The sequence below is a fragment of the Caulobacter sp. 73W genome (assembly GCF_041021955.1).
GTDB lineage: Bacteria > Pseudomonadota > Alphaproteobacteria > Caulobacterales > Caulobacteraceae > Caulobacter.
The window spans coordinates 687,768-708,906 of the sequence record NZ_CP158375.1; the positions used below are offsets into that span (position 1 = coordinate 687,768).

General features: G+C 67.1%; 15 protein-coding genes. 8 read left to right on the forward strand and 7 right to left on the reverse strand.

Annotated elements, in window-relative coordinates; genetic code table 11:
* Positions 1–134: 134 nt before the first annotated feature.
* Both ABOZ73_RS03350 and ABOZ73_RS03355 read right to left on the reverse strand, forming a co-directional pair.
* The gene (locus tag ABOZ73_RS03350) at positions 135–6,977 is read right to left on the reverse strand and encodes a beta strand repeat-containing protein (protein WP_369060703.1); all 6,843 of its coding nucleotides are present in this window, start codon (positions 6,975–6,977) and stop codon (positions 135–137) included.
* Between the two features lie 407 nt (positions 6,978–7,384).
* On the reverse strand, positions 7,385–8,026 hold the full coding sequence (locus tag ABOZ73_RS03355) for a response regulator transcription factor (protein WP_369060704.1): 642 nt from the start codon (positions 8,024–8,026) through the stop codon (positions 7,385–7,387).
* 205 nt (positions 8,027–8,231) lie between these two features.
* On the opposite strand from ABOZ73_RS03355, the gene ABOZ73_RS03360 reads away from it, so the two are divergent.
* Positions 8,232–8,777, forward strand: coding sequence for a helix-turn-helix domain-containing protein (locus tag ABOZ73_RS03360; RefSeq protein ID WP_369060706.1), 546 nt, complete (start codon positions 8,232–8,234; stop codon positions 8,775–8,777).
* Positions 8,778–8,781: 4 nt separating this feature from the next.
* On the opposite strand, the gene ABOZ73_RS03365 is transcribed toward ABOZ73_RS03360, so the two are convergent.
* Positions 8,782–9,780: a 4-hydroxyproline epimerase gene (locus ABOZ73_RS03365; protein WP_369060707.1), complete on the reverse strand. Its 999-nt coding sequence runs from the start codon at positions 9,778–9,780 to the stop codon at positions 8,782–8,784.
* A gap of 20 nt (positions 9,781–9,800) precedes the next feature.
* On the reverse strand, positions 9,801–10,709 hold the full coding sequence (locus ABOZ73_RS03370) for a dihydrodipicolinate synthase family protein (RefSeq protein ID WP_369060709.1): 909 nt from the start codon (positions 10,707–10,709) through the stop codon (positions 9,801–9,803).
* 104 nt (positions 10,710–10,813) lie between these two features.
* Here ABOZ73_RS03370 and ABOZ73_RS03375 point away from each other — a divergent pair, with 104 nt between their 5' ends.
* The 6 genes from ABOZ73_RS03375 to ABOZ73_RS03400 are packed head-to-tail and all read left to right on the forward strand — an operon-like array spanning position 10,814 to position 17,149.
* The gene (locus ABOZ73_RS03375; protein ID WP_369060711.1) at positions 10,814–12,031 is read left to right on the forward strand and encodes an NAD(P)/FAD-dependent oxidoreductase; all 1,218 of its coding nucleotides are present in this window, start codon (positions 10,814–10,816) and stop codon (positions 12,029–12,031) included.
* Positions 12,028–13,230, forward strand: a complete 1,203-nt coding sequence (locus ABOZ73_RS03380) for a M24 family metallopeptidase (RefSeq protein WP_369060713.1) — start codon at positions 12,028–12,030, stop codon at positions 13,228–13,230. The genes ABOZ73_RS03375 and ABOZ73_RS03380 overlap by 4 nt, the downstream gene beginning before the upstream one ends.
* Before the next feature lie 46 nt (positions 13,231–13,276).
* Entirely contained in the window at positions 13,277–14,692 is a 1,416-nt protein-coding gene (locus ABOZ73_RS03385; RefSeq protein ID WP_369060715.1) for an amino acid permease, read from the forward strand.
* Positions 14,689–15,342 carry a GntR family transcriptional regulator gene (locus tag ABOZ73_RS03390; protein ID WP_369060717.1) on the forward strand — a complete coding sequence of 218 codons (654 nt, stop codon included), beginning with the start codon at positions 14,689–14,691 and terminating at the stop codon, positions 15,340–15,342. The genes ABOZ73_RS03385 and ABOZ73_RS03390 overlap by 4 nt, the downstream gene beginning before the upstream one ends.
* Before the next feature lie 38 nt (positions 15,343–15,380).
* A complete protein-coding gene (locus tag ABOZ73_RS03395) occupies positions 15,381–15,602 on the forward strand; it encodes a hypothetical protein (RefSeq protein WP_369060718.1) in 222 nt (73 codons plus the stop codon).
* Entirely contained in the window at positions 15,593–17,149 is a 1,557-nt protein-coding gene (locus ABOZ73_RS03400; RefSeq protein ID WP_369060719.1) for a DUF885 family protein, read from the forward strand. Before ABOZ73_RS03395 ends, ABOZ73_RS03400 begins: the two co-directional genes overlap by 10 nt.
* A 66-nt stretch (positions 17,150–17,215) precedes the next feature.
* Here the strand turns inward: ABOZ73_RS03400 and ABOZ73_RS03405 are convergent, their stop codons facing one another.
* The 3 genes from ABOZ73_RS03405 to ABOZ73_RS03415 all read right to left on the reverse strand — a co-directional run bounded on the left by ABOZ73_RS03405 (position 17,216) and on the right by ABOZ73_RS03415 (position 20,549).
* Positions 17,216–18,787 carry a leucyl aminopeptidase gene (locus ABOZ73_RS03405; protein WP_369060721.1) on the reverse strand — a complete coding sequence of 524 codons (1,572 nt, stop codon included), beginning with the start codon at positions 18,785–18,787 and terminating at the stop codon, positions 17,216–17,218.
* Between the two features lie 85 nt (positions 18,788–18,872).
* Positions 18,873–19,262, reverse strand: a complete 390-nt coding sequence (locus ABOZ73_RS03410) for a hypothetical protein (RefSeq protein ID WP_369060723.1) — start codon at positions 19,260–19,262, stop codon at positions 18,873–18,875.
* Positions 19,263–19,400: 138 nt separating this feature from the next.
* Complete coding sequence (locus ABOZ73_RS03415) at positions 19,401–20,549, reverse strand: acyl-CoA dehydrogenase family protein (protein ID WP_369060725.1); 1,149 nt, start codon at positions 20,547–20,549, stop codon at positions 19,401–19,403.
* A gap of 144 nt (positions 20,550–20,693) precedes the next feature.
* Between ABOZ73_RS03415 and ABOZ73_RS03420 the strand changes: the two genes are divergently transcribed.
* Positions 20,694–21,122: a hypothetical protein gene (locus ABOZ73_RS03420; RefSeq protein ID WP_369060727.1), complete on the forward strand. Its 429-nt coding sequence runs from the start codon at positions 20,694–20,696 to the stop codon at positions 21,120–21,122.
* Positions 21,123–21,139 lie beyond the last annotated feature (17 nt).

Genomic DNA, 21,139 nt, shown 5'->3' on the forward strand with positions numbered 1-21,139 from the left:
CGGCGTCTAGTGCAGATCGCTTGCCCGATTCGATCAAGCTGATCTTGGAACTATTCAGGGCATTGATATGCAAAGAGAAAATGGGCCGATCATGAGGTCATGACCAGCCCAATCTCGTTCAAGTTCCGAAGTGCTTAGTGCGGTCCGAAGAGAGCGCCGAGCTGTTCGGTATTGAAGTGCTGGACCTGATCGTTCTGGATCCCCGCGACTTGAGCCGCGCTCATCGAGGCGATGTTGGTCGTGGTCAGCGCCCCGATCTGGGTTTGCGTCAGAGCTCCGATCTGGGTCGCCGAGATCGCATCGATGTCCGTGGTGGTCATCGCCGCGATCGCCGTCGAGCTCACCCCCGCGAAGGCGGTCGCGCTGATGGCCGTAAGCTGCGCCGGCTGGAACTCACGGATGTCCGTGATGCTCAGTTCCTTGGTCTGGCTGCTGGTCAGGCCGGCGATCTGGGTGTCCGCCAGGGCTTGGATTTGCGTGCTGTTCAGGGCCGAGACCAGGGCGCCGTCCAGACGGCCGACCTGGGTCGAGGCCATGGCGCTGATCTGGGCGGTGGTGAAGTCACCGGCGTCGCCCGCGCTCAGGCTGCCGATCTGCACCAGGCTCAGAGCCTGCACCTGCTCAGTCGAGAGCGACCGGAACTGCGTGCTGTCCATGGCGGACAGGTTGGCGCCGGAGATGTTCTTGATCTGGCTGGTGGTCAGGGCAGCGATCTGGGTCGTGCTGAACTCGCCCATGTCGGTCGAGGTCAGGTTGACCAGCTGCGTGCCGCTGAGGCCCTGGATCTGCGTGGTCGACAGGCTGCCGAAGGTGGCCGAGTCGATGCTGTTCAGGTTGGTGGTGCTCAGCGAACCCAGCTGCTCGGCCGAGAGCTGCTTGATCTGCGTCGTGGAGAAGTCGGCGAAGTCGGTCGCCGACAGGCCCTGCACCTGACCAGTCGTCAGACCGCCCAGCTGCGTGGCGTCGAGCGAGCGGACCTGAGCCTGGCTCAGACCCGACAGGGCCGTCTTGTTCAGGCTGCCCACCTGAGTGGCGCTCAGACCGTCAAGGTGAGTGGCGGTCAGCGAGCCCAGTTGATCACTCGTCAGGCGAGCGACCTGGCCGGTGGACAGGGCGCCGAGCTGGGTGGCGGAGAATTCAGCCACATCCGTCGCCGACAGACCTTCCATCTGGCTGGTGGTCAGCGCCTTCACCTGATCGGTTCCAAGGGCGCCGACTTGCGCGGCGGACAGGCCGGAGACAGCCGTAGCGGACAGCGCGCTGATCTGCGTTGTCGCCAGGCCGGCGATCTGGGTGGTGGTGAACTCAGCCACATCCGCGGCGCTCAGTTGCGAGAACTGGGCGGTGGTCAGCGCCTTCACCTGATCGGCGTCGAGGCCCTGGATCTGGGTCTGGTTGAGAGCCGACAGGTTGGCGCCCGTCAGGCCAGCCAGCTGAGTGCCCGCCAGACCATCGATCTGAGCGTCCGTGAACTCGGCGAGGTCAGTGGTGCTCAGTTGCTTCATCTGAGCGGCCGTGAGCCCGCTGAGTTGCGTGGCGTCCAGCGATTGGACCTGCGTCTGGTTCAGGGTCGCGAAGTTGGTCGCGCCGAGCCCGCCGATCTGCGTGGACGACAGGCCGTCCAATTGGGTCGCGCTCAGTTCCGTAAGCGAGGACAGGGAGCCCAGTTGGCTGGTGGAGAGCACGCCGAGCTGCGCCGCCGAGAACTCGCCGACGTCGGTGGCCGACAGGACCTTCAGCTGATCCGTCGTCAGCGACTTGACCGCGGTGGTCGACAGGGAGGCAAACTTGGTCGCATCCAGCCCGGAGATCGCCGTACCCGTCAGGCCAGTGACCTGGTTGCCGGCCAGGGAGCCGAGCTGGGCGACGGAGAACTTCTGCAGATCCGTCCCGGTCAGGCCCTTCAGTTGGCCCGACGAGATGTTCTTCAGCTGATCCGTCGTCAGCGCCGCCACCTGGGTGGTGTCGAGGCCGCTGAAGGCGTCGCTGCGGATGTTCTTCAGTTGATTGTCGGTCAGAGCCGCGATCTGGGCCGCGCCGAACTCGGCGAACTCAGTGCTGGACAGGGCGTTGATCTGCGAGGTCGTGAGACCCGCGACCTGCGTCGCATCCAGGCTGCGGACCTGCGTCTGAGACAGACTGACGAAGTTCGTCGTCGACAGAGCGCCGAGCTGCGAGCCCGTCATCGCCCCCACCTGCGTGGAGGTGAACTCGCCGAAGTCGGTGGCCGAAAGGGCCTTCAGTTGGGTGGTCGTGACGCCGGCCATCTGGCCGACATCAAGCGCCTGGACCTGGGCCTGGCTCAGGGCGCCGAAGTTGGTGGCGCCGAGCTGGCCGACCTGGGTCGAGGTCAGGGACTTGATCTGCGTGGCGCTGAATTCGGCCATGTCGGTGGCCTTCAGGCCCGACAGTTGCGCGCCGGTCAGGCCCGACAGCTGGGTGTTGTCCAGCGAGCGGATCTGGGTCTCGTTCAGCGAGGTCAGGCCACCAGCGCTGAGCGCGCCGACCTGCGTCGCGGACAGGCCGTCCAGGCTGGTCGTGCTGACTTCCGACAGACCCGACAGGCTGCCCAGCTGGGCCGCCGACAGCGCCCCGAACTGCACGGCCGTGAATTCGCCGATGTCCGTCGCGGACAGGTTCGACAGCTGCTTGGTGGTCAGGCTCTTGACCGCCGTGGTCGACAGGGCCGCGAACTGCGTGCTGTCCAGCGCCGAAACCGCCGTGCCGGTCAGGCCGGCGACCTGGTTGGCCGCCAGCGCGCCAATCTGGGTCGTGGTCAGCTTTTCGACGTCGGTCGCGTTGAACTGGCCGAGCTGCGCCGAGGTCAGCGACTTCACCTGATCAGCGGTCAGAGCGCCCATCTGGGTCTTGTCGAAGGCCTTCAGGGCCGTGGAGCTCAGGTTCTTGAGCTGGGTGTCGCTCAGGGCCGCGATCTGGGTCGCGCCGAACTCGCCGATGTCACCCGCCGACAGCTTGTTCAGCTGCGCGGTGGTCAGGCCGCGAACCTGCGTCTCGTTGAGGCCGCGCACCTGGGTCTGGGTCAGCGACGACAGCGCCGAGGTGGACAGCGCGCCGAGCTGAGCGCCCGACATGCCGCCGATCTGGGTCGCGGTGAATTCGCCGAACTCCGTCGCGCTCAGGCTGGTCAGCTGGGTCGCCTTCACGCCTTCGATCTGCGTGGCGGAGAGGTGGCCGACCTGCGTGGCGCTCAGGGCCTGGAACTGTTGCGTGCTCAGCTTGCCGATCGTGTCGGCGCTCAGGCCTTGGATCTGGGTCTGGCTCAGGCCGCTCATGGCGCCGGTGGACAGGGCCGTGATCTGGCTGCCGCTCAGGGCCGCGAACTGGGTGGCGGTGAACTCGCCGATATCGGTGGCGTCCAGCTTGTTGAGCTGAGACGTCGTCAGCTTGTTGAGCTGAGCCGGATCGATGGACCGGATCTGGGTCGCGTTGAGCGCCGACAGATTGGTCGCGTTGATGGCCGCGACCTGCGTGTTGGCCAGGCCCGAAATCTGGGTGGCGCTCAGCTTGGAGACGTCCATCGCGCCGATTTGCGCGGCCGACAGCGCCTTCAGCTGATCGGCCGAGAGCGACTGCGCCTCGGTGACGGCGAGGCCGTTCAGCGACGAAGTCGACAGGCTCTTCATCTGGGCCGTGGTCAAGGCCGCGAGCTGCGTGGTGCCGAACTCGCCCATATCGGTGGCCGACAGCTTGCTCAGCTGCGCCGCCGTCAGGCCGCGGACCTGGGTTTCATCGAGACCACGGACCTGGGTCTGGGTCAGGCCGGAGAAGGCGGTGTTCGACAGGGCGCCAAGTTGCGCGGCCGAGAAGCTGCCCACCTGGGTGGTGGTGAACTCGCCGAAGTCGGTGGCGTTCTTGCTCAGGCTGGTCAGCTGCGCGGTCGTCAGACCCTTGAGCTGATCGGTGCTCAGTGCGCCGAACTGGGTGGCGTTCAGCGCCGACAGCTGTTGCGTCGTCAGCTTGCCGACCTGCGTCGAGGTCAGGCCTTGAACCAGGGTGGTGTCCATCGCGCTGAGCGCGGTCGTCGTAAGGCCCGCCACTTGAGCGGCGCTCAGGCTGCCCAGTTGGGTGGCCGAGAATTCATTCAGGTCCGCGCCGCTAAGCCCTTGAAGTTGCTTCGAGGTCAGGCCCTTCAGCTGGGTGGCGTCGAGCGACTTGACCTGCGTCGCGTTCATTCCAGCCAGCGACGTCGCGCTGAGGCCGCCCAGCTGAGAGGCGCTCAGGCCAGAGACCTGAGTGGCGGTCAACTCGGACACATCCGTCGCGGTCAGGGCGCTGAATTGAGCGGTGGACAGGCTCTTGAGCTGGTCCGCGGTGAGCGCGTTGAACTGGGTAGCGCTCAGTTCAGCCAGGGCGGTCGCCTTGACGGCCTTGAGTTGGGTGGTGCTCAGAGCGCTGATCTGGGTCGCCGAGAACTCGCCGAAATCCGTCGCCGACATCGCGCCGAGCTGCGCCGTCGTCAGGCCGCGCACCTGGGTCTCATCGAGACCGCGAACTTGGGTCTGGCTCAGGCTGGAAAGAGCGGTGTTGGACAGGGCGCCCAGTTGCGCCGCCGAGAAGCTGCCCACCTGGGTCGTGGTGAACTCGCCGAAATCGGTGGCGTTCTTGCTCAGACCGCCCAGTTGCGCGGCCGTCAGGCCCTTGAGCTGATCCGCGCTCAGCGAGCCGACCTGGGTGGCGTTCAGCGCCGACAGCTGTTGCGTCGTCAGCTTGCCGACCTGGGTCGATGTCAGGCCCTGGACAAGGGTGGTGTCCATCGCGCTGAGGGCGGTGGTCGTCACGCCGGCCAGCTGAGTGGTGCTCAGGCTGCCAATCTGGGTGGCCGAGAATTCGTTCAGGTCGGCGCCGCTGAGACCCTGAAGTTGCTTCGAGGTCAGGCCCTTCAGTTGGGTGGCGTCGAGCGACTTGACCTGCGTCGCGTTCATTCCAGCCAGCGACGTCGCGCTGAGGCCGCCCAGCTGAGAGGCGCTCAGGCCAGAGACCTGAGTGGCGGTCAACTCGGACACATCCGTCGCGGTCAGGGCGCTGAATTGAGCGGTGGACAGGCTCTTGAGCTGGTCCGCGGTGAGCGCGTTGAACTGGGTGGCGCTCAGTTCAGCCAGGGCGGTCGCCTTGACGGACTTGAGTTGGGTGGTGCTCAGAGCGCTGATCTGCGTGGCCGAGAACTCGCCGAAGTCCGTCGCCGACATCGCGCCGAGCTGCGCCGCCGTCAGACCGCGGACCTGGGTCTCATCGAGACCGCGAACCTGCGTCTGGCTCAGGCTGGAAAGCGCGGTGTTGGACAGGGCGCCCAGTTGCGCGGCCGAGAAGCTGCCCACCTGGGTGGTGGTGAACTCGCCGAAATCGGTGGCGTTCTTGCTCAGACCGCTCAGTTGAGCGGTCGTCAGGCCCTTGATCTGGTCAGTGCTCAGCGAGCCGACCTGGGTCGCGTTCAGAGCCGACAGCTGTTGCGTCGTCAGCTTGCCGACCTGGGTCGAGGTCAGGCCCTGGACCAGGGTGGTGTCCATCGCGCTGAGCGCGGTCGTCGTAAGGCCCGCCACTTGAGCGGCGCTCAGGCTGCCCAGTTGGGTGGCCGAGAATTCATTCAGGTCCGCGCCGCTAAGCCCCTGAAGTTGCTTCGAGGTCAGGCCTTTCAACTGATCGACGCCCAGCGACTTGACTTGCGTGGCCGTCAGACCGGTCAGAGCGCTCGCATTGATGCCGCCGAGCTGCGCGCTGGTCAGGCCGGCGACCTGGGTGGTCGTGAACTCGGACATGTCGGTCGCCGACAGGGCGCCGAACTGTCCGGCGGTCAGGCCCTTGATCTGGTCGGTGCTGAGCGCGCTGACCTGGGTCGAATCCATCGCGCTGAGCGCGGCCGTGGACAGCTTGCCCAGCTGGGTCGAGGTCAGGGCCGAAATCTGGGTCGTGCCGAATTCACCGATGTCGGTGGCCGTCAGTTTGCCCAGTTGCGCGGCCGTCAGGCCACGAACCTGGGTCTCGTCGAGCCCACGAACCTGGGTGGAGGTCAGGGCCGAGAAGTTGGCGTTCGAGAGCGAGCCCAACTGGCTGGCGGTCAGGGCGGAGGCCTGAGCCACGCCGAACTCCGAGAAGTCCGTCGTGGACATCTTGCTCAGCTGGGCCGTCGTCAGGCCACGGACCTGCGTCTCGCTCAGAGACCTGACCTGGGTCTCATCCAGCGCGGACAGGTTGGCCGCCGACAGGCCGCCGATCTGAGCAGCCGTCAGCCCCTGAACCTGGGTCGTGCTCAACCCGCTGACGCCGGTCGCGGTCAGGCTGTTGAGCTGCGCGGTCGAAAGCTTGGAAATCTGCGCGGAGGAGAACTCGCCGACGTCGGCCTTGCTCAGGCCGCCGACCTGCTGGGTCGTGATGCCCTTGAGCTGATCGTCGCTCAGCGACTGCACCTGAGTGCTGCTCAGCGCCGAGAAGCCGGTCGTTGAAAGATTGCTCAGTTGCGTCGCGCTGAAGGCGCCGACCTGCGCGGTGGTGAACTCGCCGACATCGGTGGCCGACAGCGCGTTCATCTGCGCCGCGCTCAGCCCCTTGATCTGATCCGTCGTCAGGCTCTGAATTTCAGTCTGGTCGAGACCGGACAGGTTCGTCGTCGACAGCGCGCCGATCTGCGAAGCGCTCAGACCATCCAGCTGCGTGGCGGTGAAGGCGGCGGCCTGCGTCGTCGTCAGCGCGCCCATCTGGCTGGTGTTGAAGACCGCCAGCTGCTCGCCGGTGAAGGTGACCGTATTGGCCAGCCCCTTGATCTGGTCAGCCTTGAGCCCCGAGATCTGCGTCGTCGTAAGCGCGGCCACCTGGGTGGTCGCCAAGGCCGCCACGCCCGTCGCGCCGAGCGCGCCAAGCTGTGTCGCCTTCAGCGCCTGGATGTCCGTGACGGACCAGCCGTTGACCATCGTCGCGGTTGCGTTAGCCAGCTGCGACGTGCTGAGAGCAGAGGTGAGCGACATGTGACCGTTTTCCTAGTCCAGTAGCGCGAGCGACGTTCTGTGGCCCAAAACAACAAATTCGGCGGGCACACTCCACCTAAGAGCGCTATCCCCCACTGCCCACTACCCACATCACCCTTTCCAATTTGTTACGAAATAAGCGATCACTGGGAAATTCGAGAGAAAAGCCGCCTGAATTTAAAAGAAGGTGGGCGACCAATCCCTGATGATCACCGCATCTCGCCGGCCCCTACCCGCCATATCCAATAATAGGGACGATCGACTGTTTAATATTTGCGCCGATGTCCTGATGTGCGGCACAAATAGAGTAAAGCCGCAATTATCTAAATTCACGAGGCTTTAGATTCGCCTGGGGCGAAGCCGATGAAATCATAGATATCGTTCTGTTAACCCTGCTTCTCAGGACCTCAGCCCTGGGGCGCCTCGACTCCGAGAGCTTCGGCCATCCGCACAAGATCGGCGACGGAGGCCGCCTCCATCTTTCGCATCATGTTGCCGCGGTGAATCTTCACTGTGATCTCGCTCAGGCCCATCAGGTGGGCGATCTGCTTGTTCATCAGCCCGGCGGTCACGTGCGCCATCACCTCCCGTTCGCGCGGAGTGAGGCCGGCGTGCAGGCTCCGCAGGTCAGCCACCGCGTCCGCCTGCTGGCGGCGCTTGCGGTCCCGCTCGATGGCGGCGGCCACGGCGTCGAGCATGTCCTGGTCGCGGAAGGGCTTGGCCAAGAAGTCGACCGCCCCGGCCTTCATGGCCCGCACGGTCATGGGAATGTCCCCGTGCCCAGTCATGAAGATGATCGGCAGGTCGATGTTCAGCGCCGCGAGCTGCGCCTGGAAGTCCAGACCGCTGATCCCTGGCAGCCGCACATCCAGCACCAGGCAGGCCGCCTCGTCCGGCCGTTGATGCTGCAGGAACTCCAGCGCCGAGCCGTAGGTCTCCACCACATGGCCGACCGAGCGCAGAAGGCTGTCCAGCGACGCGCGGATCGAGGCGTCGTCGTCAACGACGAACACCCGCGACCGATCCGTGGCTGACACGCTCAGATTCATGACCCAACTCCTGCCGGTAATCTGGCGGGAAACCCCTTGCCGGGAAAGGGGTCGAGTCACGCTGATCGCCTGCCTTAAACCGAAGTATAGGTTGGTTAGACCAATGCCGTAGCTCGACCCCACCTAGGTTGAATGGTGCGACATCCTGTCAAGCCGCAGTCTGACGTCATCGCAACACCGGCCGCCCGCCGCAGGAGATGACGAGATGACCTACCAAGCTTCCGCCTCCACCTTCGCTTCCTATCCGGCCGCCGGCGCGCCGGTTATCGCCGAACTGCTGGCCAACGCCCAGAAGACGCTCGGGTCGGACCTTGAGGCGGCTCGCGGCTATGTGGCCCGCGTCGCGGCTCTGCTGAACGGTGAAGCGGCGACGCAGAAGCGGGCCGCGGCCAGCGGCGGCCTGGCGCCATGGCAGGCCAGAAAGGTCGAAGCCTTCATCGAGGAAGGTCTGGATGGCGGCATCACCATCGACAGCATGGCGGCCCTGGTTCGCCTGAGCAGCGGCCATTTCGGCCGCGCCTTCAAGGACAGCTTCGGCGAAACGCCCCATGCCTATGTGATGCGCCGCCGGGTGGAACGGGCCAAGCGCCTGATGCTGAGCAGCCACGAGCCGCTGAGCCAGATCGCCGTGGCCTGCGGCTTCGCCGATCAGGCGCACTTCTCCAACCTGTTCCGCAAACAGGTCGGCGCGACGCCGAACGCCTGGCGCCGGACCAACTGGGTCGAAACCGAGCTGGTCCAGGCGGCCTGACGCGTCAGGTGACGACGAAGCCATTCCAGAACGTGTCGGCCTGGTCGATCCAGATCTGGTTGAAGCCGGTCGAGATCGCCGAACCCTCGATGGAGGGGATGATCGCCGGCTTGCCGCCCAGGTCGGTCGCCGCCTCGACACGGCCGATGAAACGGCTTCCGATGTAGCTTTCGTGGACGAAGCGGTCGCCGACGTTCAGCCGACCCTTGGCCGCCAGATGGGCCAGGCGCGCCGAGGTGCCGGTGCCGCAGGGGCTGCGGTCGATGGCGCGCTCGCCGTAGAAGACCGCATTGCGGCCGTCCGCCCCCTCGCCCTTAGGCTTGTCGGCCCAAAGCACGTGGCTGACGCCGCGGATGGTGGGGTCCAGCGGGTGGACCGGCTCGTAGACCTCGCGGACCAGTTTCCGGACGATCGGCGACAGCTCCTGGATCTTGGCCGCGCCGAGATCGTCCAGGCCGGTATAGGCGCCCTGGGTCTCGATGATCGCGTAGTAGTTGCCGCCGTAGGAGACGTCGACGCTCAGCGGGCCGAAGCCCGGCACGTCGATCTCGATGCCTTCCGCCGCCAGATAGCTGGCCACGTTGCGGATGCGCACCCAGGTGACCTTCTGGCCTTCGCAGCCGTATTCGATGTCGATGACGCCGGCCGGCACCTCGACCTTCAGCTTGCCCGGCTCGCGGGGCTGGATCAGGCCGTTCTCGATGCCGAAGGTCATCATGCCGATGGTGCCGTGCCCGCACATGGGCAGGCACCCGCTGGTCTCGATGAACAGCACCCCGACATCGGTGTCGTGCCGGGTCGGCGGGTAGAGGAAGCCGCCGGACATCATGTCGTGTCCGCGCGGCTCATACATCAGGCCGGTGCGGATCCAGTCGAAACGGGCCTGGAAGTCGGCCCGCCGCTCGCTCATGGATCCGCCGCGCAGCAGCGGCGCGCCGCCCGCCACGAGGCGGACCGGGTTTCCGGCCGTATGGCCGTCGATGCAGAAGAAAATGTGGCGCATTCCCAACTCTATTAAGTTGCTTATTTGGCCAGGGTGGGACGAGTCTCGGCCGCGCGCTCGACCATCTTGGTCACTTGCTCGCGACGAGCGCCGCTGAGCGGCAGACGCGGCATGCGCACGCGCTCCGAACCACGACCCATGATCTGTTCGGCCAGCTTGATCGACTGGACCAGGTCATGGTCGGCGTCGAGGTGCAGCAGCGGCATGAACCAGCGATAGATCTCGCGGGCGCGGACCAGATCGCCGGCCTTCATCGCGGCCACCAGGGCCAGCAACTCTTGCGGGAAGGCGTTGGTCAGGCCCGAGACCCAGCCCTGGGCGCCCAGCAGCAGGCCTTCGAAGGCCACGTCGTCCAGGCCGGCGAACAGGGTGTAGCGATCGCCGAACTCGTTATAGAGGTCGGTGAAGCGACGCGGATCCGGCGCGCTTTCCTTCACGGCCACCACGTTCGGCACGTTAGCCAACGAGGCCAGGGTCTTCATGGAGACGCTGGTGCGGTAGGCCGGCGGGTTGTTGTAGAGCATGATCGGCAGCGAGGTCGCCTCGGCCACCGTGCGGAAGTGGGCGTGCAGCTCTTCCTCGGTCGGGACGTAGACCATGGCCGGCAGCAGCATGATGCCCGTGGCGCCGATCTTTTCCATGTCCTTCACGAAGGCCACGGCGCGGCTGGTGGTCAGTTCTGCGCAGCCGGCGATCACCGGGATGCGGCCGTTGGACGTTTCCACGGCGGAACGCACGACGTCGCGCTTTTCTTGCGGCTCGAGGGAGTTGTTCTCGCCCACGGTGCCGATGATGATCAGGCCGTTGACGCCGTCATTGATCAGGCCGTCCTGAACCTGCTGTGTCGCGTCCAGATCGACCGCCAGGTCGGGGGTGAACTGAGTGGTGGCGGCCGGGATGACGCCGGACCAGTCGCAGGTGGAAGACACTTGTTTCTCCTTCAAGATCGTCTACCGTATACGATATCGAAGACGGGACGGATGGCAAGGTGCCTCGAACGGCTAAATCAGCACTGGTGATCGGAGGGGGCGTCGTGGGCGCCGCCAGCGCCTTTCGTCTGCGCCAGCTCGGCCTCGCCACGACCCTCGTCGATCCCTGTGACGGTTCGGCCGCCTCGCTGGGCAACGCCGGCCACATCGCCGTTGAACAGGTGGAGCCGCTGGCTTCCTGGCCCAGCATCCGTTCCGCGCCGCGCCGCTGGTTCGCCCGCGGCGGCGCGCTGGACGTGCGCGCGCCCCTCGTCTTCCTGCCCTGGGCCAGCCGCTTCATCGCCGCCGCGCGCAAGGAAAGCTTCGCGTCGGGCGCCGAGGCGCTCAGCTCTCTTCTGCTGCACGCCCTGCCCGCCTGGCGTCGCCTGACCAAGGACATCGGCCGCCCCGACCTGCTGTCGGAGGCCGGGCACCTGCTGGTCTGGGAGTCCGAACAGACCGCCAGCCGAGGCCGCACCGCGTGGAGCGCCGCCGACACCGGCACCGCCCGCGTCCAGCCCTTACCGGAAGCGACCCTCGACAACCTCTGGGGCCTGACCCGCAACCGCCCGGTGGACGGCATCCGCTTCTCCGGCACCGCGCAGGTCTCCGATCTTGGCCAATTGGCCGACACGCTCGAGGCGGCCTTCCGCGCTTCGGGCGGCGAGGTGGTCGCCAGCCGCGTGGAGTGCCTGTCCCAGAAAAACGGCGTCGCCACGGCGCACCTTGCCGACGGCTCGACGCTGACGGCCGACATCATCCTGGTCGCGGCGGGCGTCGGCTCCGCCCGCCTGATGACCGATCTTGGCCATCGCACACCCCTGATCGCGGAGCGCGGCTACCACCTGCGCTGGACCGAGCACGACTGGCCGGCCGAGCTGTCGCCCATCGTGTTCGAGGACCGCTCGATGATCGTCACCCGCTTCGCCGGCGGGCTGCAGGCGGCCAGCTTCGTGGAGTTCGGCACGGCGGGGCAGAAACCCGATCCGCGCAAGTGGGCCCGCCTGGCGGCGCATGTGAAGGCCCTGGGCCTGCCGGTCCGCGGCGAGCCCAGCGCCTGGATCGGCTGCCGCCCGACCCTGCCGGATTATCTTCCCGCCATCGGCAGATCGGATATGGCGAGCAACCTGTTCTACGCCTTCGGTCACCAGCACCTGGGGCTTACCCTGGGGCCGATCACGGCGGAGATCGTCGCTGCGGTCGCGGATGGTCGCAAGCCGCCGGTCGCGCTACAGCCATTCGACCTGAACCGTTTCGAGTCGAGGAAGGCTAAGCGCGCATGACCAAGGGCGTCGGGGGCTCCACCGCACAGATCGAACTCTCCCAACTTGCGCCGCCCGCCCAGCGGGTGCGACGGATCGGAGCCGACGACCACCTGCAGCGCCTCGACAAGGCCCGCCGCCTGATGACCGACCATGGCGTCGACGCCTTGGTCGTCAACGCCGGTCACAGCCTGCGCTACTTCACGGGCCTGGCCTGGGGCGCCACCGAACGCCTGGTCGCCATGCTCCTGCCCCGCAAGGGCGAGCCGGTGATGATCTGCCCGGCCTTCGAGATCGGCTCCCTGGAAGCCGGCATGAAGATCCCGGCCGCCGTGCGCAGCTGGGAAGAAGACGAAAACCCCTACGCCCTAACCGCCGCCGTCCTGCGCGAAATGGGCGTCGACACCGTCGGCCTCGATCCCCTCGCCTCGTTCCTGACCGCCAATGAGCTGCGCAAGCAGGCCGGGTCCATGACCCTGGCCGACGCCTCGCCGGTCATCAACGGCTGCCGCATGATCAAGTCGACGGCCGAGCTGGACCTGATGCGCGAGGCCAAGGCCATCACGCTGGAAGTCCATCGCCGCGCGGCCCGCATTCTGGCCCCCGGCATCCGCGCCAGCGAAGTGCGCCAGTTCATCGACAGCGCCCACCGCGCCATGGGCGCCGACGGCGGCAGCTCCTTCTGCGCCGTGCAGTTCGGCGAGGCCACATCCTATCCGCACGGCGTGCCCGGCGACCAACAGCTGGCTGAAGACGACATCGTCCTGATAGACACCGGCTGCCTGGTGGACGGCTACAACGCCGACATCACCCGCACCTACTGCTTCGGTGAGGCCACCGACCACCAGGCCCGCATGTGGGAGTTGGAGCACCGCGCCCAGAAGGCCGCCTTCGACGCCGTGCGTCCGGGCGTGCCCTGCGAAGAGATCGACGCGGTGGCCCGCCGGGTGCTGGAGGGCGCCGGCCTGGGTCCTGACTACCGCCTGCCCGGCCTGCCGCATCGCACCGGCCACGGCATCGGCCTTTCCATTCATGAGCCGGCCTATCTGGTACGCGGGGACAAGACCCCGCTGGCGCCGGGCATGTGCTTCAGCAACGAACCCATGATCGTCATTCCGGGCGCCTTCGGCATCCGGCTTGAAGACCACTTCTACGTCACCGAGGACGGCGCGGCCTGGTTCACAGAACCCTCGCCTTCCCTGGAGGCGCCGTTCGGCTGATTACCGACGCCTCTCGGGGCGCGGAAACAAACAAAAAGGGGGCGTAATGCTAGGCCGCAGAAAGATCGTAAGCTCGCTATTCTCACACGAGGCGGATCGCAAACTGATCCCGACGCTGAGCTGGCCGCACCTGGTGGCCATGGGCGTCGGCGCCATCGTCGGCACCGGCATCTACACCCTGACGGGCGTGGGCGCGGACCGCGCCGGCCCGGCGGTGATCCTCGCCTTCGCCATCGCGGGAGCGATCTGCGCCTGCGCCGCCCTGGCCTATGCCGAGCTGGCCACCGCCCTGCCCGCCGCCGGCAGCGCCTATACCTATTCCTACGTCGCCCTGGGTGAAGCCGTCGCCTGGGTCATCGGCTGGAGCCTGGTGCTCGAGTACTCGGTCGCCTGCAGCGCCGTCGCCGCCGGGTGGTCGGCCTATGTCTCGGGCCTGATCCAGACCATGGGCGTACCCATACCCGAGGCCCTGTTGATGGGGCCGCACGCGGGAGGGATCGTGAACCTGCCGGCCGTGCTGATCTCCCTGGCCGTGACTGCCCTGCTGGTGGTCGGCGCCAAGGAAAGCGCCACGGTGAACTTGGTGCTGGTGGGCGTGAAGCTCGTCGCCCTGGCCGCCTTCGTCGGCTTCACCATCTGGTACATCAAGCCGACCAACTTCGAACCGTTCATGCCCTACGGCTTCGCCGCCCACTCGGTGGACGGCGCGATGAAGGGCGTCATGGCCGCGGCCGCCATCGTGTTCTTCGCCTTCTTCGGCTTCGACGCCGTGTCGACCTCGGCCGAGGAAGCCAAGAACCCCGGTCGCGACCTGACCATCGGCATCATCGGCTCGATGGCCCTGTGCACCGTGATCTACATGGCCGTGGCCGCCTGCGCCGTCGGCGCCTGGCCGTTCCAGGAATTCGCCAAGAGCGGCGAGCCCCTGGCCTTCGTCCTGCGCAGCGTGGGTCACCCGGTGGTCGGCACCCTGATCGCCGCCGCCGCCATCATCGCCCTGCCTACCGTCATCCTGGTCATGATGTTCGGCCAGAGCCGCGTGTTCTTCGTCATGTCGCGCGACGGCCTGCTGCCGCGCGGCCTGTCCAAGGTTCACCCCAAGTTCGGCACCCCGACGACGATCACCATCATCACCGGCTGCTTCGTGGCCGCCGTGGCCGGCTTCTTCCGCCTGGATGAGATCGCCGAACTGTCCAACGCCGGCACCCTGGCCGCCTTCGTCGCCGCCGCCGTCTGCATGATGGTCATGCGCAAGACCCACCCGGAACTGCCGCGCGTGTTCCGTTGCCCGCTGCCTTGGGTTGTCGGCCCGCTGACGATCGCCGGTTGTCTTTATCTCTTTGTGAGCCTGCCGCCTTCGACCATGCTGCGCTTCCTGGCGTGGAACGTGGTCGGCCTGATCATCTATTTCTTCTATGGCCGCCGTCACAGCGCCCTGGCGGGAGATCAGAAGGCCGCATGAGCATCGTCGTCCGCACCCTCTCCGACCAGGTCTACGGCCTTGTCCGCGAACGCATCCTGGCGGGTCAGATCGCGCCCGGCGGAGTGATCCGGCAAGACGCCTTGGCCGCCGAGCTGGGGGTCAGCAAGATTCCTCTGCGCGAGGCCATGGCCCGGTTGGAGCAGGACGGACTTCTGACCTCGCACGCCAACCGCGGTTTCTTCGTCGCGCCTCTCAGCGCGGCGGAGGCCGAGGAGGTCTTCGCTCTTCGACTGAAGATCGAGCCTGACGCCGCCGCCACCGCTTGCCGCAAGGCGACGGACGACGACCGGGTGGCGGCGCGCATGGCCCTGATGGCCATGGACGCCCAGACCGATCCGCACGCGCCGGAGGCGGTTCACCTGAACCGCGAATTCCACATGGGCATGGTGCGGCCCAGCGGCCTCGCCGTGACCACCCAGCTGGTCGAGCGCCTGCATGTCCTGGCCGAGCGCTATGTGCGCGTTCACCTGGAACCGCAGGAGCGGCACACGCGCGCCGCCGACGAGCACCATGCCCTGCTAGAGGCCTGGCTGGCCGGCGACGCCGATACGGTCGAGCGGCTGGTCCGCGACCACATCGCCGGCGCCCTGGCCGACCTGCGCGAGCAGCTCGCGCGGACCGCCGACTGAATCCCATTTCCCCAAAACACCTGAAACCAGGAACGACGATGAAGAAGATCCTGAGCGCGGCGGCCGTGTCGGCCGTCCTCCTGATGTGCGGGACATCGGTCCACGCCCAGACCGCCGCCGACACCCAGTTCGAAGCCGTCTATAAGCGCGAATGGGCCTGGCGCCAGGCCGAGCTTCGCGGCGAGGTGGACGAGGACAACCAGGACGCCGTCTCCCCCGCCTGGCCAAGGTCGACGCCGCCACCCAGGCCATGCGCCTGAAGTACTGGGAGAACGTCGAGGCCCAGCTGAAGGCGATCAAGGTCGCCGATCTCTCGCCCGAGCAGCAGGTGAACTACGCCGTCTATCAGGCGCAGATCGAGGTGTTGATCGCCAACCAGCGGTTCAAGGACTACGAGAAGCCCCTGAACGCCGACACCGCCTTCTGGAGCAACCTGTCCGGCGTCGCCCGCCGCAAGCTGCAGACCGAGCGCGACTACCGCAACTACATCGCCCAGCTGAACGACTTCCCACGCTATTTCGACGAGCAGATCGTCAACATGCGCGCCGGGCTGAAGCGCGGCTTCACCCCGCCGAAGATCACCCTGCAAGGCCGCGACGGCACCATCGTGTCGGTGACCAACGCCAAGACGCCGGAAGAGGTCGCCTACTACGCGCCGTTCAAGACCTTCCCGGCGACGTTCTCGCCTGAACTGCAGGCCGAGCTGCGAGCCCAGGGCCTGGCCGCCGTGAAGACCGGCGTCCTGCCCGCCTACGGCAAGCTGAAGACCTTCTACCAGACCGAGTATGAGCCCAAGGCCCGCACCGAGCTTGGCGCTGTGACCCTTCCGGACGGCAAGGCCTACTACCAGGCCAAGATCAAGGAATTCACGACCCTCGACCTGACCGCTGACCAGGTCCACGAGATCGGCCAGAAGGAAGTCGCCGCCATCAATGCGCGGATGAAGGAGGTCATGGCCCAGACCGGCTTCAAGGGCGACCTGCCGCAGTTCCTGAACTTCCTGCGCACCGACCCGCAGTTCTACGCCAAGACGCCGGAAGAGCTGCTGATGCGGGCGGCGTGGATTTCCAAGAAGTTCGACGGCAAGGCCGAGCAGTACTTCGGCTACCTGCCGCGAAAGCGCTTCGCCATCATCCCGGTGCCGGACGACATCGCGCCGTTCTACACCTCGGGCCGGGGCGGTCCGGGCGTCTATCTGGTCAACACCTACAACCTGCCGGCGCGGGGCCTCTATTCCCTGCCGGCCCTGACCCTGCACGAGTCCGCGCCGGGCCACGCGTTCCAGATGCCGCTGGCCGCCGAGCAGCAGCAGCCCGACTTCCGCCGCAAGAGCTACATCTCGGCCTTCGGCGAGGGCTGGGCCCTCTACACCGAGAAGCTGGGTGAAGAGATGGGCATGTACGAGACGCCCTACGAGCTGTTCGGCATGCTGAGCTACCAGCAGTGGCGCGCCTCGCGCCTGGTGGTCGACACCGGGATCCACGCCAAGGGCTGGACCCGCAAGCAAGCCCAGGACTTCCTGGCCGCTAACACCGCGCTGGCCGAGCACGAGATCACCACCGAGGTGGATCGCTACATCGCCTGGCCGGGTCAGGCCCTGTCCTACTATCTGGGGGAGATGGAGATCGTGAACGCCCGCGCCCGCGCGGAGAAGGCCCTGGGCCCCAAGTTCGATATCCGCAACTTCCACGACACCGTGCTGCAGCTCGGCTCGGTGACCTTGCCCGTGCTCAACGCCCGGGTTGACCGTTTCATCGCCGAGGGCGGCCCGAGTCCCTACACGAAGGCCGACATCGACCGTCCCTAAAGCGTGAGGGGGGATAGCGATTGAAGGACGGGCGGAGACTTCGGTCTCCGCCCGTTTTCGTTCGGCCTACTGCGCTTCGCTCTGCGCGGTCGGCACCGGCTTGAAGTCCCGCACGAAGCGGTCCAGCAGGCGGACGCCGTAGCCCGTAGCACCCTTGGGCGTCGTAGGCTGATCACTGTCGGCCCAGGCCGTGCCGGCGATGTCCACGTGGGCCCACGGCATGTCGGGGCTGACGAAGAAACCGATGATCTGGGCGCCGAGGCCCGCGCCCGGACCGGGCTCGCCGGTGTTGCGGATGTCGGCGATGTCCGACTTTACGCGGTCGGCGTAGGACGGGTGCATGGGCAGACGCCACAGTTCCTCGCCCGAGGTCTTGCCCGCGGCTTCCAGCTGGTCGGCCAGGCTGTCGTGGCGGCTGAACACGCCGGCGTAATCCGAGGCCAGGGCCCCCACCACCGCGCCGGTCAGGGTCGCCACGTCGACGATGGCGGCCGGCTTGTAGCGCTTCTCGGCCCAGGCCACGCCGTCGGCCAGGACCAAGCGGCCCTCGGCGTCGGTGCTCCAGATCTCGATGGTCTTGCCGGTCATGGTCTTGAGCACGTCGCCGGGGCGGATGGCCGCGCCGTCGGGCATGTTCTCGGCCAGGGCGGCGATGGCCACCACGTTCACCGGAGCCTTCGCCTTGGCCAGGGACAGGACCGCGCCGGTCACCGCCGCGGCGCCGGCCATGTCGTCCTTCATCTTCCACATGCCGGCGTTGGGCTTCAGCGAGATGCCGCCGCTGTCGAAGGTGATGCCCTTGCCGGCCAGGGCGACCGGAGCAGCCGGCGCGCCGGCGCCCTTGTAATGGACGGCCAGCATGCGCGGCGGGCGCTTGGAGCCCACGCCGACGCCGAGGATGGCGCCCATGCCTTCCTTCTCCATCGCCGGCACGTCAAGCACCTCGATGGTCACGCCCGGAACGCCTTCGAAGGCCCTGCGGGTGCGGGCCACGAACTCTTCCGGATAGAGGGCGTTGGCCGGCTCAGTGACCAGGTCGCGGGTGAACGCCACGGCGTCGGCCAGGGCCTGGCCGTCACGCTCCCAGGCGGCCTTGGCGGCGGCGCCCTGAGCGGTGACCACGGTCACCGGCGCGGGCTTGTCGGACTTGCGCTCCGCCGGATCGGACGACGGCTGCTTGTAGAGGTCGAAGCTGTAGCCGGCCAGGGTCGCGCCCAGGGCGATCTGGGCGGCGTCGCCCACGCCGTCGGCGGCGATGGACACGGGCCCCGGCTCCTTGCCGGTCTGCTTGGCGGCGATCCCGCCCAGATCAGCGGCCTTGGCCGGGGTAAGGGCCTTGGTCCCCGTGCCCAGCACCACGATCTGGTCGTAGGCGCCGATGCCGCGCAGGGACAGCACGGCCTTGGGCTTGTAGGTGAACTTGGCGGCGGTCAGCGCCTTGGCGACGGCGGCGCGCGAGGCGGGATCGAGGGCCGCGCCGCGAGTCTCCAGATCGGCGGCCGACGACAGCGGCAGGACCAGCGCGCCCGTGGCGGCGGCCTGGGGCGCGAAGACGACGGAACGAGGCGCGGCTTCAGCGGCGGTGGACAGGGCGGCGCAGGCCGCGGCGGCGAGAAGGCTCGCCGTCAGGCGTTTCATGGGTAGCTCCCCTTGTTGTTCAGCTGCGCCCTTTATGGACGCCGCCAAACGGTCGGGGCAATGCAGGTCTTGCTGTCCGCCGTGATCAGCGCGTCGAACGGGGCGGCTTTGCCTTGCCCATGGCGCTGAACATCGCCTTCAGGTCAGTGCCTTCGGTCTTGGAGGGCGGCGGCGGGGCCTCCGCCTGCGGCTCGGGCGGCGACTCCGGCGACCAGGCGCGCAGCAGCTTGCCCACGCCGGCCGGCTTGGCGGGAGCGGCCTCGCTCAGCTTGGCCGTGGCGACGGATTTGACCGGCGGCGCTTCATCCAGCTTGCGGACCAGCTTCTTGACGTCGGCCACGGTCGGGGCCTCCTCGTCCTGCAGGGCGAGGTCGAAGCTGTGATAGCCCAGCTCGGGCTGTGATATCCGACGGAACAGCTCGCTGACGTCCTCGCTGGCGTCGTCCTTGGCGTTGTCGGGTGCTTGCTTGGGCATTGCGGGGCCTTGGCTCTTCGCTCCACCCTTAAGCGTACCGCCATCTGAGCCAGTTCCCAAGGTTGCGGATCGCTTCCAGGCCATGACGTCCCCCCCGATGGCGATACTAAGCCGCAATTTAGCCCGCGCCGCCAGTCGTCAACCGCCCCGCTTCATCGTCTCGCGCGCGATGACCAGCTGCTGGATCTGGCTGGTGCCCTCGTAGATGCGGAAGATGCGCACGTCGCGATACAGCCGCTCGATGCCGTAGTCGGCCACATAGCCGGCCCCGCCGAAGATCTGCACCGCCCGGTCGGCGACGCGCCCCACCATCTCCGAGGCGAACAGCTTGGCGGCGGCCGCCTCCAGCGTGACGTTCTCCCCGGCGTCGCGCTTGCGTGCGCTGTCGATGACCAAAGCGCGGGCGGCAAGGCTCTCGGTCTTGCTGTCGGCGATCATGGCCTGGATCAGCTGGAAGCTGGCGATCGGCTGGCCGAACTGCTTGCGCTCCGCCGAATAGGCCACGCAGTCGGCGATCAGGCGCTCGGCCACGCCCACGCAGACGGCGGCGATGTGCAGGCGTCCACGATCCAGCACCTGCATGGCGACCTTGAACCCCTCCCCCTCCTCGCCCAGGCGCATAGAGGCCGGGACGCGGACGTTGTCGAAGGTCACGTCGTGGATATGGGCCCCCTGCTGGCCCATCTTCTTCTCGGCCTTGCCCACATGCAGGCCCGGCAGGTCGCGCGGCACGATGAAGGCGCTGACGCCCGAGCCGCCCTTGGCGTCCGGGTTGGTGCGGGCCATCACCGTGAACAGCGACGCCTTGCCGGCGTTGGTGATGAAACGCTTGCCGCCGTTGAGGACGTAGTGGTCGCCATCCCGCGTCGCGCGGGTCTGGACGGCGGCGCTGTCGGAGCCGGCCTCAGGCTCGGTCAGGGCGAAGGAGGTGACGACCTCGCCCGACGCGATGCCCGGCAGCCACTCGGCCTTCTGGGCCTCGGTGCCGAACATCGCCAGGCCCTGGCTGCCGATGCCGACATTGGTGCCGAACACCGAACGGAAGGCGGGCGAGGCGCGGCCCAGCTCGAAGGCGACCAGCGCCTCCTCTTCCATCGACAGGCCCAGGCCGCCGTAGTCCTCGCTGATCGACAGGCCGAACAGACCCAGCTCGCGCATCTCGGCGATGACGTCCTCGGGCACCGCGTCGTCCTCGGCGACCTTGGCCTCCAGCGGCCGCAGCCGCTCCGCCACGAAGCGCCGGACCCCCTCCAGCAGTTGTTCGCGGGTCTCAAGATCCAGGGCCATCGCATCCTCCAGCGCTCTAACAGGCGTTTGAATGCACGTTAGAGGCTGGCGCGTCCAAGGTGAAGAGGCCCCGAGTTCACGTTGCCGCACCCGGTTTTCCCAAAGGCCAAGTTTGGTTACTCGGGGACTCTAGGGGAGGCATTCATGCGCAACATCATCGCTATCGGACTTCTAGCGGCCACGGCCCTTGCGACTTCGGCTCACGCCGAGGCGGGCTGGATCTGCCAGCTGCAATCCAAGACGGGCCGCAACCCGGCCTATGCGGAGAGCCTCTACAAGTACGCCATCGTCGGCGACCGCCTGCAGCTGGTCGAGGACGGCATCGAACAGGTCCGCACCATCCAGACCAGCTACCGCATCGTCGAGAACGACGTGCGGGCGATCACCGCCATCAACCCCACCGCCTCCATCTCGGAGATTTCGGTGGAGGGCCTGACCGCTCCGAACGCCACGCGGGCCGCCCTGGCGGAGATCGTGACGCTCAACAAGCGCAGCGGGGTCCTGACCCGCGCGATCATCCTGTCGGACAGCACCGACCTGCAGGCCCAGCGCGGCTCCTGCCGCTCCTACTGAGCCACGATCCACAAACG

Coding starts and splice junctions, on each gene's coding strand:
- ABOZ73_RS03350 (WP_369060703.1), bottom strand. CDS start 6,977: ATGTCGCTCACCTCTGCTCTCAGCACGTCGCAGCTGGCTAACGCAACC.
- ABOZ73_RS03355 (WP_369060704.1), bottom strand. CDS start 8,026: ATGAATCTGAGCGTGTCAGCCACGGATCGGTCGCGGGTGTTCGTCGTT.
- ABOZ73_RS03360 (WP_369060706.1), top strand. CDS start 8,232: ATGACCTACCAAGCTTCCGCCTCCACCTTCGCTTCCTATCCGGCCGCC.
- ABOZ73_RS03365 (WP_369060707.1), bottom strand. CDS start 9,780: ATGCGCCACATTTTCTTCTGCATCGACGGCCATACGGCCGGAAACCCG.
- ABOZ73_RS03380 (WP_369060713.1), top strand. CDS start 12,028: ATGACCAAGGGCGTCGGGGGCTCCACCGCACAGATCGAACTCTCCCAA.
- ABOZ73_RS03385 (WP_369060715.1), top strand. CDS start 13,277: ATGCTAGGCCGCAGAAAGATCGTAAGCTCGCTATTCTCACACGAGGCG.
- ABOZ73_RS03390 (WP_369060717.1), top strand. CDS start 14,689: ATGAGCATCGTCGTCCGCACCCTCTCCGACCAGGTCTACGGCCTTGTC.
- ABOZ73_RS03395 (WP_369060718.1), top strand. CDS start 15,381: ATGAAGAAGATCCTGAGCGCGGCGGCCGTGTCGGCCGTCCTCCTGATG.
- ABOZ73_RS03400 (WP_369060719.1), top strand. CDS start 15,593: ATGCGCCTGAAGTACTGGGAGAACGTCGAGGCCCAGCTGAAGGCGATC.
- ABOZ73_RS03405 (WP_369060721.1), bottom strand. CDS start 18,787: ATGAAACGCCTGACGGCGAGCCTTCTCGCCGCCGCGGCCTGCGCCGCC.
- ABOZ73_RS03410 (WP_369060723.1), bottom strand. CDS start 19,262: ATGCCCAAGCAAGCACCCGACAACGCCAAGGACGACGCCAGCGAGGAC.
- ABOZ73_RS03415 (WP_369060725.1), bottom strand. CDS start 20,549: ATGGCCCTGGATCTTGAGACCCGCGAACAACTGCTGGAGGGGGTCCGG.
- ABOZ73_RS03420 (WP_369060727.1), top strand. CDS start 20,694: ATGCGCAACATCATCGCTATCGGACTTCTAGCGGCCACGGCCCTTGCG.